Origin of the sequence: Bradyrhizobium sp. PUT101 (genome assembly GCF_052043945.1) — a bacterium.
GTDB lineage: Bacteria > Pseudomonadota > Alphaproteobacteria > Rhizobiales > Xanthobacteraceae > Bradyrhizobium.
Genome location: NZ_CP197207.1, coordinates 3,623,633 through 3,638,540, shown reverse-complemented (window position 1 = coordinate 3,638,540; position 14,908 = coordinate 3,623,633). Strand labels below are relative to the sequence as shown.

At 65.3% G+C, this 14,908-nt stretch carries 17 protein-coding genes; 10 read left to right on the top strand and 7 right to left on the bottom strand.

Annotation, left to right across the window (positions count from 1 at the left end):
- Positions 1-6: 6 nt before the first annotated feature.
- Positions 7-618: a pyridoxamine 5'-phosphate oxidase family protein gene (locus tag ACSHT2_RS17820; RefSeq protein ID WP_440642695.1), complete on the top strand. Its 612-nt coding sequence runs from the start codon at positions 7-9 to the stop codon at positions 616-618.
- Positions 619-738: 120 nt separating this feature from the next.
- Here the strand turns inward: ACSHT2_RS17820 and ACSHT2_RS17815 are convergent, their stop codons facing one another.
- From ACSHT2_RS17815 to ACSHT2_RS17795, 5 genes are all read right to left on the bottom strand, one after another.
- Positions 739-1,470: an SDR family NAD(P)-dependent oxidoreductase gene (locus ACSHT2_RS17815; protein WP_440642694.1), complete on the bottom strand. Its 732-nt coding sequence runs from the start codon at positions 1,468-1,470 to the stop codon at positions 739-741.
- Positions 1,471-1,552: 82 nt separating this feature from the next.
- Positions 1,553-2,056 (bottom strand): DUF6496 domain-containing protein, encoded by a 504-nt coding sequence (locus ACSHT2_RS17810; protein ID WP_440642693.1) that lies wholly within the window; start codon positions 2,054-2,056, stop codon positions 1,553-1,555.
- Between the two features lie 68 nt (positions 2,057-2,124).
- Positions 2,125-2,907, bottom strand: coding sequence for an alpha/beta fold hydrolase (locus tag ACSHT2_RS17805; protein WP_440642692.1), 783 nt, complete (start codon positions 2,905-2,907; stop codon positions 2,125-2,127).
- Between the two features lie 4 nt (positions 2,908-2,911).
- Complete coding sequence (locus ACSHT2_RS17800; protein ID WP_440642691.1) at positions 2,912-4,207, bottom strand: O-acetylhomoserine aminocarboxypropyltransferase; 1,296 nt, start codon at positions 4,205-4,207, stop codon at positions 2,912-2,914.
- Positions 4,208-4,288: 81 nt separating this feature from the next.
- Positions 4,289-5,089, bottom strand: a complete 801-nt coding sequence (locus ACSHT2_RS17795) for an IclR family transcriptional regulator (protein ID WP_440642690.1) — start codon at positions 5,087-5,089, stop codon at positions 4,289-4,291.
- 146 nt (positions 5,090-5,235) lie between these two features.
- On the opposite strand from ACSHT2_RS17795, the gene ACSHT2_RS17790 reads away from it, so the two are divergent.
- From ACSHT2_RS17790 to ACSHT2_RS17765, 6 genes are read left to right on the top strand one after another with little or no spacing between them, the layout of a single operon-like run.
- Positions 5,236-6,201, top strand: coding sequence for a Bug family tripartite tricarboxylate transporter substrate binding protein (locus ACSHT2_RS17790; protein ID WP_319338384.1), 966 nt, complete (start codon positions 5,236-5,238; stop codon positions 6,199-6,201).
- Positions 6,202-6,204: 3 nt separating this feature from the next.
- Positions 6,205-6,822: a flavin reductase family protein gene (locus tag ACSHT2_RS17785; protein WP_440642689.1), complete on the top strand. Its 618-nt coding sequence runs from the start codon at positions 6,205-6,207 to the stop codon at positions 6,820-6,822.
- A 54-nt stretch (positions 6,823-6,876) separates the two neighbouring features.
- Complete coding sequence (locus tag ACSHT2_RS17780) at positions 6,877-7,737, top strand: fumarylacetoacetate hydrolase family protein (protein ID WP_440642688.1); 861 nt, start codon at positions 6,877-6,879, stop codon at positions 7,735-7,737.
- 3 nt (positions 7,738-7,740) lie between these two features.
- Positions 7,741-8,544, top strand: a complete 804-nt coding sequence (hpaH, locus tag ACSHT2_RS17775) for a 2-oxo-hept-4-ene-1,7-dioate hydratase (RefSeq protein WP_440642687.1) — start codon at positions 7,741-7,743, stop codon at positions 8,542-8,544.
- A gap of 25 nt (positions 8,545-8,569) precedes the next feature.
- Entirely contained in the window at positions 8,570-8,956 is a 387-nt protein-coding gene (locus ACSHT2_RS17770; protein WP_440642686.1) for a RidA family protein, read from the top strand.
- 12 nt (positions 8,957-8,968) lie between these two features.
- On the top strand, positions 8,969-9,844 hold the full coding sequence (locus tag ACSHT2_RS17765) for an amidohydrolase family protein (RefSeq protein ID WP_440642685.1): 876 nt from the start codon (positions 8,969-8,971) through the stop codon (positions 9,842-9,844).
- A gap of 434 nt (positions 9,845-10,278) precedes the next feature.
- Here ACSHT2_RS17765 and ACSHT2_RS17760 read toward each other — a convergent pair whose 3' ends face one another.
- Positions 10,279-11,274, bottom strand: a complete 996-nt coding sequence (locus ACSHT2_RS17760) for a luciferase-like monooxygenase (protein ID WP_440642684.1) — start codon at positions 11,272-11,274, stop codon at positions 10,279-10,281.
- A gap of 285 nt (positions 11,275-11,559) precedes the next feature.
- On the opposite strand from ACSHT2_RS17760, the gene ACSHT2_RS17755 reads away from it, so the two are divergent.
- The 3 genes from ACSHT2_RS17755 (at position 11,560) to ACSHT2_RS17745 (ending at position 13,322) form a co-directional block, all read left to right on the top strand.
- The gene (locus ACSHT2_RS17755) at positions 11,560-12,063 is read left to right on the top strand and encodes a Twin-arginine translocation pathway signal (RefSeq protein WP_440642683.1); all 504 of its coding nucleotides are present in this window, start codon (positions 11,560-11,562) and stop codon (positions 12,061-12,063) included.
- A 12-nt stretch (positions 12,064-12,075) separates the two neighbouring features.
- The gene (locus ACSHT2_RS17750; RefSeq protein ID WP_440642682.1) at positions 12,076-12,705 is read left to right on the top strand and encodes a ferric reductase-like transmembrane domain-containing protein; all 630 of its coding nucleotides are present in this window, start codon (positions 12,076-12,078) and stop codon (positions 12,703-12,705) included.
- Positions 12,706-12,827: 122 nt separating this feature from the next.
- Positions 12,828-13,322, top strand: coding sequence for a Crp/Fnr family transcriptional regulator (locus ACSHT2_RS17745; protein ID WP_440642681.1), 495 nt, complete (start codon positions 12,828-12,830; stop codon positions 13,320-13,322).
- Positions 13,323-14,381: 1,059 nt separating this feature from the next.
- On the opposite strand, the gene ACSHT2_RS17740 is transcribed toward ACSHT2_RS17745, so the two are convergent.
- Entirely contained in the window at positions 14,382-14,852 is a 471-nt protein-coding gene (locus ACSHT2_RS17740) for a RidA family protein (protein ID WP_440642680.1), read from the bottom strand.
- Between the last annotated feature and the right edge of the window lie 56 nt (positions 14,853-14,908).

Sequence of the window (14,908 nt, the reverse complement as noted above, 5' to 3'; positions counted from 1 at the left end):
AGTGGAATGTCGGTGATCGAAACGGTCGAACAGCTGGAAGCCATCTACGGCGCCACCAATGACGCCTCGACCGTGAAAGTCGCCGACCACGTCACGCCGCTCTACCGAATCTTCATCGAGAAGGCGCCGTTTGCCGCTCTCGCCACCATCGGGCCCGAAGGCATCGATTGCTCGCCACGTGGCGATCTCCCCGGCTTCGTCCGCATCCACGATCCCAAGACGCTGATGCTGCCGGACCGCCGCGGCAATAACCGGGTCGATTCCCTGCGCAACATCGTGCGCGATCCCAGGGTGTCGCTGATGTTCCTGATTCCCGGCTCCGGCAACGCCGTCCGCGCCAACGGTCGCGCCTATCTCTCGATCGATCCGGAGCTGCTGGTCTCGTTCAAGGTCGAAGGCAAGGCGCCACGCAGCGTCATGGTGATGAACGTCGAAGAGATCTACTTCCAGTGCGCTCGCGCCATCGTCCGTTCCGACCTCTGGAATCCCGACAAGCGCGTCGATCCGAAAACGCTGCCGACACCGGGCCAGATCCTCGCGGAAATGAGCGAGAACAAGGTCGGCGGCGCCGAGTACGATCGCATCTGGCCCGAGCGCGCGGCTGCGACGATGTGGTGAGTCGCTGCGCCTCGATCTGCAGCTGATCGTCATGCCCGGGCTTGTCCCGGGCATTCACGTTCTTCGCGCCACGGGTAAGGCGTGGGTGGCCGGGACAAGCCCGGCCATGACGGCGTGCGCTCAGTTAAACGCCATCCCGCCGCTGAGCGCCACGGTCTGCCCGGTCATGTATGCGTTGTCGACCAGCAGCATCACCGCTTTCGCCACCTCCTCGGCCGTGCCGAAGCGCCCGAGCGGGATGCGGCTGACGAGCTGGGGCTGGCCGCTCATCATGTCGGTCTCGATCAGCGACGGCGCCACTGCGTTGACGGTGATACCCTCCTTCACCAGCCGCGCGGCGTAACCTCGCGTGAGGCCTTCCATGCCGGCCTTGGACGCATTGTAGTGCGGGCCGATCGAGCCGGCGCCGCGCGCCGCTCCCGAGGAAATGTTGACGATGCGGCCCCATTTCCTTGACCGCATCGACGGCAACACGGCCTGCGTGCACAGGAAGGCGGATTTCAGGTTGACCAGGATGGTCCGGTCGAAATCGTCCTCGGTGAGATCGTCGATGCCGCGCGTGATGGCGATGCCGGCATTGTTGACGAGGATGTCGATCGGCCCTAGCCCGGCGGTCACGCGCTCGACCATTCCGGCCACGGCTTCGGCTTGCGAGACGTCGGCAGCGACGACGATGGCGCGGCCGCCTTGCTTGCCGATCTCGCCAGCGAGCTGCTCGGCCTGTGCGATCCGCTCTCGGCAATTGATCGCCACGGCAGCGCCTGCTTCGGCCAGCGCGCGACAGACCGCGGCGCCGATCCCGCGCGACCCGCCAGTCACGAGCGCGGTGCGCCCCTTGAGAGTCTCTGACATGAAAGCTCCGATCGATTCAATGGACGGCCGGATCGTCAGGCGGCAGCCGCTGGCATTCAACTCACAAGGTCGCTACGGGACATCAGTTCCTGCGGCGCGCCCGGGTGCGCGCCGCCTTCTTTGCTGCGGCGGAGCGGGCCTTGGCGCCCTTGGTGCGGCTCGCCTTGCGCGCAGCGGCAGAACGTGACGCCGCGGTTCGCCGGCTCGCGGCGCGCTTGCCCTGCTTCGACAGCGCACTGCGCGATGCGGTCGAGCGCGGCTCCTTTTTCAGGACGTTCTCGACCGCACGCGAGACGCGCGGGCGACGCTTGGGCGTGCGTTTACCCTGGCCGACCTCATAGGCATATTTGGCGCTGCGGCGCGTCGCCTTCTTGGTGCGCCCCTTGCGTGGCGGTGGCAGATCGACACCGGCGCGCCGTGCCTCGGAAAGGCCGATGGCGATGGCCTGCTTCGTCGAGCGCGCCCCGTGCTTGCCCTTCCTGATCCTGTCGATCTCGTCCTTGACGAACTCGCCGGCCTGCGTGCTCGGCGATTTGCCGGCGCGCTTGTCCTGCCTGGCTTTACGAATGACTTCCTGTCTTGGCATGATCGAGTTCCCCTTCTTGATTGAGAGGGATATCTGATCGCAACGCGCAAGACAGAAGATCGATCCGCTTAGTTCCTCAATGCTGCCAGCAACTCATCCGGGCGCTCGGCCATGATCATGTGGCCCGCACCGGGCACTATGACGGTCTTCGCATGCGGGATCGCAGCCGCGAGCGCCTTGCCCGCCTTCGCCGGCGTCATCATGTCCCGCTCGCCGAGAATGAGCGTCGTCGGCACCTTGATGCTCGCCGCGGCGGCGAGCGCATTCGCGTAGGCATTGCAGGCCGACAGATCCTTGAACAGCACGCCGGGTTCGCAAGCCTGAAGCACCGCCTGTGCGCCGCCATGCATCCACAGGCCCGGTGCGAGGCTGCCGCCGAGCTCGGCCTTGAATCCGAGGCCCCAGATCGAGACCATGTCGTTTGCATCCTGCGAGTTGGCTTCGGCCGCCTTCAGCAAATCGGGACCGACCGTCATGGTCGCGGCGGTGCCGATCAGGCTGAGCGCGGAGACCTTGTCCGGATGCCGCGCCGCCGTCTCCAGCGCGATCAGCGAGCCCATGGAATGGCCGATCAGATGAGCCTTCGCAGCTCCCGCCGCATCGAGCAGCGCCGCCGTCCAATCGGCCATCTCCGCGATGCTGCCGAGTGAAGGCCCGGCGGAGCGGCCGTGGCCGGGCAGGTCGGGCGCCAGCACGGCAAAACCGTGATGAGCGAACCAGCGCGTGTGCAGCGCCCAGGTGGAATGGTCGAAGCCGGCGCCGTGGATGAAGACGACTGCGGGCAGCGACTTGTCGAAGTCGCGGCCGCCGGTTGCGGCAAACACTTCAGTGCCGTTGACGGAGAGTTTCATGGCGTCAGACCTTCTGCGAGATGCGCAGCGCTTGGGCGAGATCGTCGATGATGTCGCTGGCCGTCTCGATGCCGACCGACAGCCGCACCAGCTCCTCGGCGATGCCGGCGGCCTTGAGCTGCTCGGCATCCATCTGCTGATGCGTGGTCGAAGCCGGGTGGATCACCAGCGTCTTGGCGTCGCCGACATTGGCGAGATGGCTGATCATGCGCAGCGATTCGATGAACTTGCGCCCCGCCGGTCGGCCGCCCTTGATGCCGAAGGAGACGATCGAGCCGGCACCGCGCGGCAGCAAGGTCTTTGCGAGCTGATAGTCGGGATGCGTCTCCAGCGAGGGGTGCAGCACCCAGTCGACGGCCTTGTTGGATTTCAGCGCCTCCAGCACGAGATGCGTGTTCTGCATGTGGCGGTCCATGCGCACGGGAAGCGTCTCCACGCCCTGCAGCAGCTGGAACGCATTGGTCGGCGACAGGCAGGCGCCGAAATCGCGCAGGCCCTCGGTGCGCGCGCGCATGATGAAGGCGGCGGTACCGAATTGCTCGTCGAAGACGATGCCGTGATAGCCGCCATAGGGCTCGGTCAGCACGCCGAACTTATCCGATGCGCGCCAGTCGAAGCGGCCGCCGTCGACGATGGCGCCGCCGATCGCGATGCCGTGGCCGCCGATCCATTTGGTCGCCGAATGCATGACGATGTCGGCGCCGAGCTCGATGGGGCGGCTGAGATAGGGCGTAGCGAAGGTGTTGTCGATCAGCAGCGGGATCTTGGCTTCATGCGCGATCGCCGCGACCTTGGGGATGTCGAGCACCTCGAGCCCGGGATTGCCGATGGTCTCGCCGATCACGAGCCTGGTGTTCGGCTTGATTGCCGCGCGGAATGCGTCGAGATCGCGCGGCTTGACGAAAGTGGTGGTGATGCCGAAGCGCGGCAGCGTATGCGCGAGCAGGTTGATGGTGCCGCCATAGAGCGAGTTCGACGCCACGATGTGGTCGCCGGCATTGAGCAGCGTCGCGATCGCCAGATGCAGCGCGGCCATGCCGCTGGCGGTGCAGATCGCGCCGACGCCGCCTTCCAGGGCCGCAAGCCGCTCCTCGAGCACGCCCGTGGTCGGATTGGAGATGCGGGTATAGATGTGGCCAGCGCGCTCCAGGTTGAACAGCGCCGCGGCGTGATCGGAATCCTGGAACACGTAGGACGTGGTTTGGTAGATCGGCACCGCGCGGGCGCCGGTCACGGGATCCGGATGCTGGCCCGCATGCAGGCTCAGGGTCTCGAAAGCAGGCGGTTTTGGCGCGGGCATGCGTGGCCTCGTTGCTCGGTCGACGATGGCGGCACTTGTGCCACAAAACGAAGGGCCGCGTCAGCCCATTGACAGCGCCGCCTAACCCCGGATTGCCTGCTCGATGACGCGCGCCTCCCGTAACAGAATCTCCGCAACCTCCTGCTCGCGGCGGGGACCAAGTCTGGTTCGGACGGCGGAGACCGTGATCGCAGCAGTCGGTTGTCCGTCCGGGGTCTTGATCCAGGTCGAGATCGATTTGGTGCCCTGCACGAGGCCGATCTCTCTCATATTGTAGCCCCGCCGCCGCGCTGCGGTGACCTGGCTCGTCACGGCACCCACGTCGGTCTGGTAGGCCTCGAATCGCGTCTCGTTCGCTGCGATGATCTTCCGCGCCTCCTGCGCCGGCATTGCGGCAAGGATGGCGACGCCCGCGCTGCTGACGCCGAGCGGCCGGCGCGCGCCGACCTCGATCGACAGCACCTGGATCGGATAGACGCCGATCCGGCGATCGACGCAGAGCGTGTCGTTGCCGGTGCGCACCGTCAGGAACAGCGTGTCGCCGATCTCGCTGGACGCGCGCTGCAGCGACGGATTGGCGGCGACCAGCAGGCGCGAGGGCCGCGGCCGTGCGAGCGCCAGCTCCGGCACCTGGTTGCCGATCGCGTAGCGGCCGCTCTTGCCATGCCGCTCGACGATGCCTTCCTCGATAAGCACGTGGACGATGCGATGCACGGTCGGACGGGTGAGGCCGGTCGCGCGCACCACCTCGGCCAATGGCACACCGTCTTCGCGGCCTGCGGCAAGGATGCGCAGCACCGCGAGCGCGCGCCGGATCGCCTGCGCGCCCTGTCGCGGCTCCATGGCGCCACGGGCGGATTTCGTCGAACGCCTTTTGTCCATAATATGGACAAGAACGCCACAATTCCCTCGACAGGGCAAGCGCGCATCTGGAGATTGCGCCCCAATCGGAATGCCTTTTGAGCCGTCTTGCGCGACTGTCAGGGCATTCGAAGTGAGTGAGTTGGAAACGCCGCCGGGAGGTTAACATGAGATTAATCTGGATTGCCATAGCTGCCGTCACTGCGATGCTGGCGGGGCCGGCGTCGGGCCAGCAATGGCCGGCGCGCAACGTCAAGCTGATCGTGCCCTATCCCGCCGGCGGCAATGTCGACAGCGCCGCACGCATCGTCGCCGACAAGCTCCAGGAAAAGCTCGGCCAACCCTTCGTCATCGAGAACAAGGCCGGCGCAGGCGGCATGATCGCGGGCGAGGCCTTCGCGAAGTCGGCACCCGACGGCTACACGCTGTTCGTCGGCGCCAACGGCCCGGTGCTGTTCGCGACCGAGATCAACAAGCGCGACGCCTATAACTGGAAGAAGGACTTCCTCCCGATCTCGACGATCTCGATGACGCCGCTGGTGCTCGAGGTGCATCCGTCGGTGCAGGCGACGAATTTCAAGGAGTTCATCGATCTCGCCAAGCGCGAGCCCGGCAAGCTGACCATGGCCTCGCCCGGTCCCGGCACCACCAACCATCTGCTCAGCGAGCTGATGCAGTCCAACCTCGGCCTGCAATGGGTCACCGCGCACTATCGCGGCAATGCGCCGGCGATCAACGATCTGCTCGGCGGCCAGGTGCAGTTCGCGTTCGACCAGCTCACGGTCAGCCTTCAGCACATCAAGGCCGGCCTGTTCCGCGCGCTGGCCGTGACCAGCCCGCACCGCCTGAAGTCGCTGCCTGACGTCCCGACCTTTGCCGAGCTCGGCTACAAGGATTTAGACGGCCAGACCTTTACCGGCCTGTTCGCGCCCGCCGGCACGCCGGCGCCAATCGTGGACAAGCTGCACGAGACGCTGGTCGCGATCCTGAAAGATCCCGCCGTGGTCGACAAGTTCGAGAAGCTCGGCGGCGAAGCTACGCCGATGACTCCGGAAGAATTCAAGGCCTATCTCGAACGCGAGGACGCCAAGTGGATTCCGGTGGTGCGCAAGGCCAACATCAGGGCGGATTGATCGATGCGGATCGATCCCGCCGAACTCGGCGCCGAGCGCATCTACCGGCTGATGACCGGCATCGTGGTGCCGCGTCCGATCGCCTGGGTGACGAGCCTGTCGCGGAGCGGGGTGCTCAATCTCGCTCCGTTCAGCGCCTTCACTTTCGTCTCGCAGAAGCCGCCGATGCTCGCCATCAGCGTCGGCCGCAAGGGCGCCGATTACAAGGACACCGCGCACAACATCCTCGATACCGAGGAATACGTCATCCACATCGCCGATACCCCGCTGATGTCCGCGGTGCACGACAGCTCGGTAGAGCATCCGCCTGAAATCAGCGAGGTCGAGCATCTCGGACTGGAAACGCTGCCCTGCGACCTCGTCAAGGTGCGACGGCTCGCTGCCGCGCCGGTCGCGATGGAGTGCCGCTTTCGGCAGTGCCTCGAGTTCGGCGAGGCCAAGAGCCGGCTGATCGTCGGCGAGGTCGTGATGTTTCATCTGCGCGACGGCCTCGTGAATGATGGCAAGGTCGAGACCAGGGCGCTCGACCCGATCGCGCGGATCGGCGGGCCGCGCTACGCCCGGCTCGGCGATATCGTGACGCTGAAGACCGTGTTCCAGACTCCCAAATCGACCGACTGAGCGCGCAGCCGCTCGCGCGGGCCAAGCGTCTCAAGATCATTGGAGAAAACGACAATGCGACTCCTGAGCTATCTCGTGGACGGAGAGCCGCGCTATGGTGCTGCCGTCGAAGGCGGTGTGATCGATCTGACCAGGCGGATCGGCCGCGACTTCTCCGATGTGAAGGCGTTGATCGCAGCGAATGCGCTGTCCGATGCGCAGGAAGCGGCGGCCGGGCAGAAGCCCGACTACCCGCTCGAAAAACTCGTCCTGCTGCCGCCGGTGCTGGCGCCGGAAAAGCTCTGGTGCATCGGCGTCAACTACGCCGAGCGCAACGCCGAATATAAAGACAGTTCGGATCTGCCCAAATATCCCAGCCTGTTCGTGCGCAGCATGTCCTCGATGACCGGCTCCGGCCAGGCGATCGAGAAGCCCAAGGTCTCGGACCAGCTCGACTATGAAGGCGAGCTCGTCATCGTGATCGGGCAGGGCGGCCGTCACATCCCGCGCGAACAGGCGTGGTCGCACATCTTCGGCATGACGCTGTGCAACGAGGGCACGATCCGCGACTGGCTGCGTCACGGCAAGTTCAACGTCACGCAGGGCAAGAATTTCGATCGCTCCGGCAGCATCGGACCCTGGATCGTCACCGCGGACGAGCTCGATCCGCGCGGTCCGCACGACATCATCACGCGCGTGAACGGCGAGGTGCGGCAGCAGGACACGACCGAGCGGCTGATGTTCCCGTTCGACTTCCTGATCTCCTATCTCTCCACCTTCGCGACGCTCAAGCCCGGCGACATGATCGTGACGGGCACGCCGACCGGCGCGGGTGCCCGCTTCGACCCGCCGCGCTGGCTGAAGGTCGGCGATGTCGTCGAAGTCGAGTCGAGCCGCATTGGCGTGCTGCGCAACACCGTCGCCGCGGAGAGCTGAGTCATGCTGGACACTGCCACGATCGAACGCCTTGCCGCGCGCCTGGACGAGGCCGAGCGCACCAAGGCGCTGATCCCGATGTTCTCCAAGGAATACCCTGATTTCAGCATCGAGGATGCCTACGCCGTCCAGCGCGCCTGGACCAGGCTCCAGCTCGGCCGCGGCCGCGTCATCAAGGGCCACAAGATCGGCCTGACCTCGAAAGCGATGCAGAACGCGGTCGGCATCTCCGAGCCCGATTACGGCGTGCTGTTCGCCGACATGTTCTATGCGGACGCCACGCCGATCCCGTTCGACCGCTTCCACGCGCCGCGCATCGAGGTCGAGCTCGCCTTCATGCTGAAGGCGCCGCTGCGCGGGCCCGATTGCACCATCTTCGACGTGCTCAACGCCACCGACTACGTCACGCCCGCGCTGGAAATCCTGGAGACGCGCATGCATCGCGTCGATCCGCAGACGGGCAGGACGCGAAAAGTCATGGACACGATCTCGGACAACGCGGCCAACGCCGCGCTGGTGCTCGGCGGCCGGCCGTTCCGCCCGCTGGATGCGGACCTGCGCTGGATCGGCGCGCTGTTGTTCCGCAACGGCGAGGTCGAGGAGACCGGGCTTGCCGCCGGCGTGCTCAATCATCCCGCCAACGGCATCGCCTGGCTTGCCAACCGCCTGGCGCCGCATGACGAATATCTCGCCGCCGGCGAGGTGGTGCTGGCGGGATCGTTCACGCGTCCCGTCGACATCCGCCGCGGCGACACGTTTCATGCCGACTACGGCGCGTTCGGCTCGGTCTCGTGCCAGTTCGTCTGAAGCAACAACAAGCAGGGAGCGCACCATGACTCGGCGCAAGAGCATCCACATCGGCGGCTTCAAGCACGTCAATCCGATTCCGAACGCCTGCCGCATCGGCAATCTCGTGATGTCGGGCGTCATCCTCGGCCGCGACCCCGCGACCAATACGATGCCGGAGAGTCTCGACGCCCAGTGCGCCAACATGTTCGCGCATATGAAGGCGACGGTGGAGGCCGCGGGCGGCACCACCGACGACATCATCAAGATGACGGTGTGGCTGAAGGACCGCGGCAATCGCGGCCCGGTCAATGTCGAGTGGCTCAAGATGTTTCCGGACGAGCATTCGCGCCCGGCGCGCCACGCGCTGCCGATGGACAACATGGATGGCGGCGCGCTGGTGCAGTGCGACTTCACCGCCGTGATCGACTGAGGAGCTTTGCGCATGCCGACCTATCTGCCGTTCGATCCGAACCCGCGCCGCCCGAGCAAGGCGCCGCCGCCGAAGACCGTCGACAGCCAGTTCCACGTGCTGGGGCCCATCGACAAATACCCGGAGCGCCCCGGCGCCGCCTATCGGATGCCGACCGCGACCTGGGAAGCGGCGCTGCGCATGCACAAGGCGCTCGGCATCGAGCGCGGCATCATCGTGCAGACCACGACCTATGGCGCCGACCATGCCGTCGTGCTCGACGGCCTCGCCGCGATGGGGCCGGACTATCGCGGCTGCGCCAATGCGCTGGTGTTTGCGGAGGCGAGCGACTCTTACCTCGGCAAGCTGCATGATGCCGGCGTGCGCGGCGCGCGCTTCAGCTTCCGCCAGGAGCTCGGCGCCGTGCTGTCCGATGCCGATTTCGCCCGCGCGATTGCGCGCATCCGCGAGCTCGGCTGGTACGTCAAGATCCAGCCGGAGAAGGACGGCATCATGTCCAGCGTCGCCAAGTACGAGAATCTCGACGTCCCCGTCCTGATCGACCACATGGCGCGCCCCGATCCCGAAGCCGGCAAGGCCGATCCGAACCTGCGCAAGATGCTGGCGCTGCTCGAGAAGGGCAATTTCTGGGTCATGCTCTCGCTCGGCGAAAAGACGTCGAAGGCCGGCGCTCCCTACGACGACGTGATCCCGATCGCGCGCGCCTATATCGAGGCCGCTCCCGATCGCTGCGTCTGGGCCAGCGACTGGCCGCATCCGGTCTCGGTGAAGCAGCCGCCGAACGATGCCGACCTGTTAGAGCTGATGTACCGCTACGCGCCGGATCAGACGGAGCTTGAGAATATCCTGGTGCACAATCCGGCCAAGCTGTTCGGCTTTCCGGACTAGTGGCTCTAGGCTCGCTCGGAAGACGGTGCGCTCCCTCTCCCGCGCGCGGGAGAGGGGCGGGGTGAGGGTTCTCTCCTCTTGGGGGTCTCGCCCGCGGAGACACCCTCTCCCCAACCCTCCCCCGCATGCGCAGGGCAATCGCATATGAGGAAATGCGGCGAGAAACTCGCCTGTGGCCATCCTTCGAGACGCCCGCCTCCGGCGGGCCCTCAGGATGAGGGCCGGAGTGTGCAGCAGCAGTTTCAACCGCTTTAGCGAGGCCTCATCCTGAGGAGACCGCAAAGCGGTCGTCTCGAAGGACGAGGCGCTTGCTCAGGGCCATCCGAAAAGTCATATGCGATATCCCTGCCCGCATGCGGGGGAGGGAGCGCACCTTTCGCTGCAACAATCGAGCCCGAACTCATTCTGCTTCGCGGCGGCGCCTCACGTCGCACTTACCTCGCCAGCCGGTCCCGCACCTCGGCTGCGATCTCGAACGAGTGCAGCCGGGCGGCGTGGTCGTAGATTTGCCCCGTCGTCATCAATTCGTCCGCGCCGGTTTCAGTGATCAGCGCCCTCAGCTTCTCTTCGACCACCTCAGGCGAGCCGACCGCGGAGCAGGACAGCGACTGGCCGACGCCGGCCTTCTCCGCCGGCGACCACAGCGCGTCCATGTCGTCGACCGGCGGCGGCAGCGGCCCCGGCGTGCCGCGGCGCAGGTTGATGAACTGCTGCTGCAGCGATGAGAACATCCGCTGCGCTTCCCTCTCGCTGTCGGCCGCGAACACGTTGACGCCGATCATCGCGTAGGGCTTGTCGAGCTGCGCCGAGGGCTCGAAGCGCGCGCGATATTCGCGTAGCGCCGGCATCATCATCTGCGGCGCGAAATGCGAGGCGAACGCAAAGGGCAGGCCGAGCATCGCGGCAAGCTGCGCGCCGAAGGTGCTCGATCCCAGGATCCAGAGCGGCACCTTGGTCCCCATGCCGGGCACCGCGCGGATCGTCTGGTTCGGCTGCACGTCGCCGAGCAGCGCCTGCAGCTCCAGCACGTCATGCGGAAAGTTCTCGGAGGTGGTGGCGAGGTCGCGCCGCAGCGCCCGCGCGGTGAACTGGTCGGTGCCGGGCGCCCGGCCAAGCCCGAGATCGATCCGCCCGGGATAGAGCGATTCCAGCGTGCCGAACTGCTCGGCGATGACGAGCGGCGAATGGTTCGGCAGCATGATCCCGCCGGAGCCGACGCGGATCGTCTTGGTCCCGCCCGCGACATGGCCGATCACCACTGATGTCGCCGCACTCGCGATCCCCGTCATGTTGTGATGCTCGGCGAGCCAGAACCGCTTGTAGCCCCATTTCTCCGCGTGCTGGGCGAGATCGAGCGAGTTGCGGAACGCCTGCGCGGCATCGCTGCCCTGGCGGATGGGTGCGAGGTCGAGCACGGAGAAGGGGATCATGTGAGGGCTGCCGGTGTGGAGGGCTGCGCGATCATGCGCGTCTTCGACAAAGACATGTAGTGGCAGCGTTGCAGGATGGGTAGGGCCGTCGCGAAACCCATCACGCTTCGTCACCAAGGCTGGTGGGGTCGCGGCCGCGCCACCCATCTTGCTCGCTGCGAGCTGTAAGTGCCCCGGTTCACAACACTGTTATTGCGACCTATGGCGCCCTTCGTCTGAACTGGGCGTTTTGCGCCTGGTGTTGTAGCTTGCCGAGCAACTGCACGGTTGTCAGGAGGAACTGACATGACCAGGGTCGTACTTAGCCGCCGTAACCTGCTCGCTGTTGGCGGCTCCTTTGTTGCAACCGGGGTTTTGGCAACCGGCGTTTCCGGGCTCCTGTTGCCAGCGCGCGCGGATGGCCTCGCACCGACCCAGTCGATGTCGGGCGGGGCGAACAACTACCGCAAGGGCGCGGCGGTCGTGGAGCGGATCGGCAAGGGCGGCTTCTGGATGAGCGGCACCGTCCGCCGCGCCGGTGACGGCGCTCCGCTCGCCGGGCAGCGCATCCAGATCTGGGCCCACACGGTCGAAGGGCAGGAGCACGAACCGCAGAGCCATGGCGCCACGCTCACCGACAAGGACGGCAAGTTCCGGCTCGAGATTCCGCAGATCATTCCGATCTTCGGCCAGCCGCATGGCCACCTCGCCTATGACAGCGGCGAGTTCAAGACCGTGTTCCTGCGGCCGGTGATGCGGAGCGCCAAGGAAACCAGCCTCGAGGCGCACTTCGTGCTTCAGCCGGCCTGAGCTGACTTGCAAATGAAGCGGTGGGGATCGGCCCGGACATCCCTGATCTGGGGTGCCCTTGCTCTGGCCATTGGCGTGCCGATTGCCGCTGCTGCGGCAAGCGAGCAGCTCGCATGGCGCAGCCCGGTCTACATTCTCGCCGGCTTCGCCGGGATCATCGCCCTCGGTCTCGTGCTCGTGCAGCCCCTGCTGATCGGCGGATATCTGCCGGGCCTGTCGGCCTATCGCCGACGGCGCGCCCATCACTGGATCGGCGGCACGCTTGCTGTGGCGATTGTGATTCATGTCGCCGGCCTCTGGTTCACCAGCCCGCCCGACATGATCGACGCCCTGACCTACTCATCGCCGACGCCGTTCTCCCCCTTCGGCGTGACCGCGATGTGGGCCATCTTCATCGTCGCGCTTCTGGCTCTGCTGCGCCGGCGGTTGGGGCTGCGGCTGCGAACCTGGCGCATCGTCCATATCCCCCTCGCGATCGTCATCGTCGCAGGCAGCGTGGTGCACTGCCTGCTGATCGAGGGGACGATGGAGACGATCTCGAAGGTCGCGCTGTGCGCGCTCGTCCTTGCGGCGGCTGCGAAGATCATGGCTGACCTCTGGAGACGGCGGACGTTGCGCGGCGAGAGCGTTGCGCGGCAGTAAGCCGCGCGAAGCGGATCGCGCGTCGCAGACCTCCCTGTTCGAATGGAGCCTCATTCATTGGGGGGCGCCAGCGCCGGTGTCCTCTGCTTGCCGCAGATGGCGAGGGGGCGTAACCTCGCGCAATGGCCGCCAGCGCTCCCGATCTGAAGGCGTTCCTGCTCGCCACACCGTTCTTCGGCGGTCTCCCGGAGCCGAGCCTCGACCTCCTGATTTCAATGCTGGTCGAGCGCCGCTTCGATGCCGGAGCAACCGTCGTCGCGGAGGGCGAGCCGGGACGCTCGATGTTCATCGTCAAATCCGGCCGGCTGGCGGTGAGCAAACGGGCGAATTCGGGGAGCGTCATCGCAATATCTCGATTGGAGCCAGGCGATTTCTTCGGTGAGATGACGCTGATCGAAATGCAAAACCGCTCCGCCACGGTGGTCGCGGAAAGCCCGACCGAACTGTACGAGCTGACGGCCCAAAAGCTCTACGCCTGCTACAAGGCCGATATCCACGCCTATGTGATCATCCTGCAGAACATCAACCGCGAACTCTGCCGACGGCTGCGACGGTCAGACGATCGGTTCGCGGCACTGCAGGTGGGTGGCTCAATTGATGGTGCGCAGGACGTGTAGAGCCGTTGCGAAACCACTATGTTTCGCCGCTGAGCAAGGCTCGATCGGTCTTGGAAATCACGACTTATCGTGCGCGTACTTCTCCAAGACCAGCCGATTATATTCATCTCGCACGGCTCTTCGCGAAATATGCCCTTTCCGGTCTTTGGCGATTTTCAGAAGGTCGGAATCAGCCGGTGCCCTCGACGTCCGCCTGAATCTCGCAAAGAGCCGGCTCGGAGGCGACGACGTCCTTCCAAACAGCCGGTCAAACCATTCCATGGTGTCCTCCCGGACGGACCGCAGGCTACAACATTATCACCATGAATTTGGCGGTCAAAAGGACAGGGTGACTGCATCTTTGCGCGCCACCGTAGGCGGATATCGACCGCAACGATTTTTGATCCGTCAGGCAAAACACCCGCCTCTCTCCCAAAATCACGTCAATCCCCTCTCGCAAAAATATTCCACTTTACCGAAATTCGGAATTGCGGCATATTTCCCGCCATCCCGGCCCAAGGAGAGGGGCGATCGTACGTCGTCACGAACGTGGGCCGGGGTGCGGTGGACGCGGCAGCGCCGGGCATGCGAGGTGGGACCAGGGCGAGATGAACCTCGTGAGGTCCCGACTGCGTGCGGACGGACGGCGCTCAAGTCCGGCGAAGCCGGGCCGGCTGCGTACGGCAAAACCGTGTGGTCCTGACCGTCGTTGCTACGGTCAAGCCTTGCGGAGATGGTTCGGGGCTCAACCGGGTCTCGGGGCATCGCCAATTCGCGAGGTGACGGAGGCCAGAAGGAACTCGGCTCCGGGGAGAGCAGGCATAAGCCGTCAAACCATCGCGCAGGGAAGGCCGGGTGTTTTCCGGCCCACCTGTCGTCCCGCCTGCGCATTTGCGTGTGCAAATTCTTCGCGCGGCGGATCATGGGTGCCAGCCGGCACCCGGCCTTCCCTGCGCCCTCTTCACTTGGAGAGGGTCAAGGAGGCAGCAAAACTCGGACGCTTCGCGCCGCGAGAACATTGCTCTATGTGTGAACACGGGAATGACCGAGCTTGTTCGCCTCGCCCGTGCCGCTTGAGGATCAGCGGCGGGCGGCGATCGCCGTCAGCTCCAGCTTGACGCCCGGGCCGAGATCCGCAACGCCGATGGCGGCACGCGCCGGCAGATGGTCCGCGGCGAAATAGCGCTTCCACACCTGGTTGAGCGCCGCCTTGTCGGTAAGATCAGCCACAAAGATCGTCACCTGCAGAACGCAGGAGAGATCGGAGCTGGCCCCATCAAGCAGGGTCTTCAACTGGCGCAGCACATCGTCGGCCTGGCCCGCCATATCGAGTCCCGCATCTTCAGGAACGATGCCGCCGAGATAGAGCACGCCATTATGCTCGACGATCTCGTGGAGCAGTCCTTCATAGGGTAGGGAACGTGTGATCACGATCGCATCCGTGGCTGTTGCGGGCTCGCTGCCAGGCGGAGGGCTCGCTTCAATGGGAAAAGCTGGTGCTGCCAGACAGGATTGAACTGTTGCAACAATCCCATCGAACCTTGATTTCATTAATATTTCCGGACCTGCGATCTGTCTTTGAGTGGCACCCTTGAGAGGCACCATAG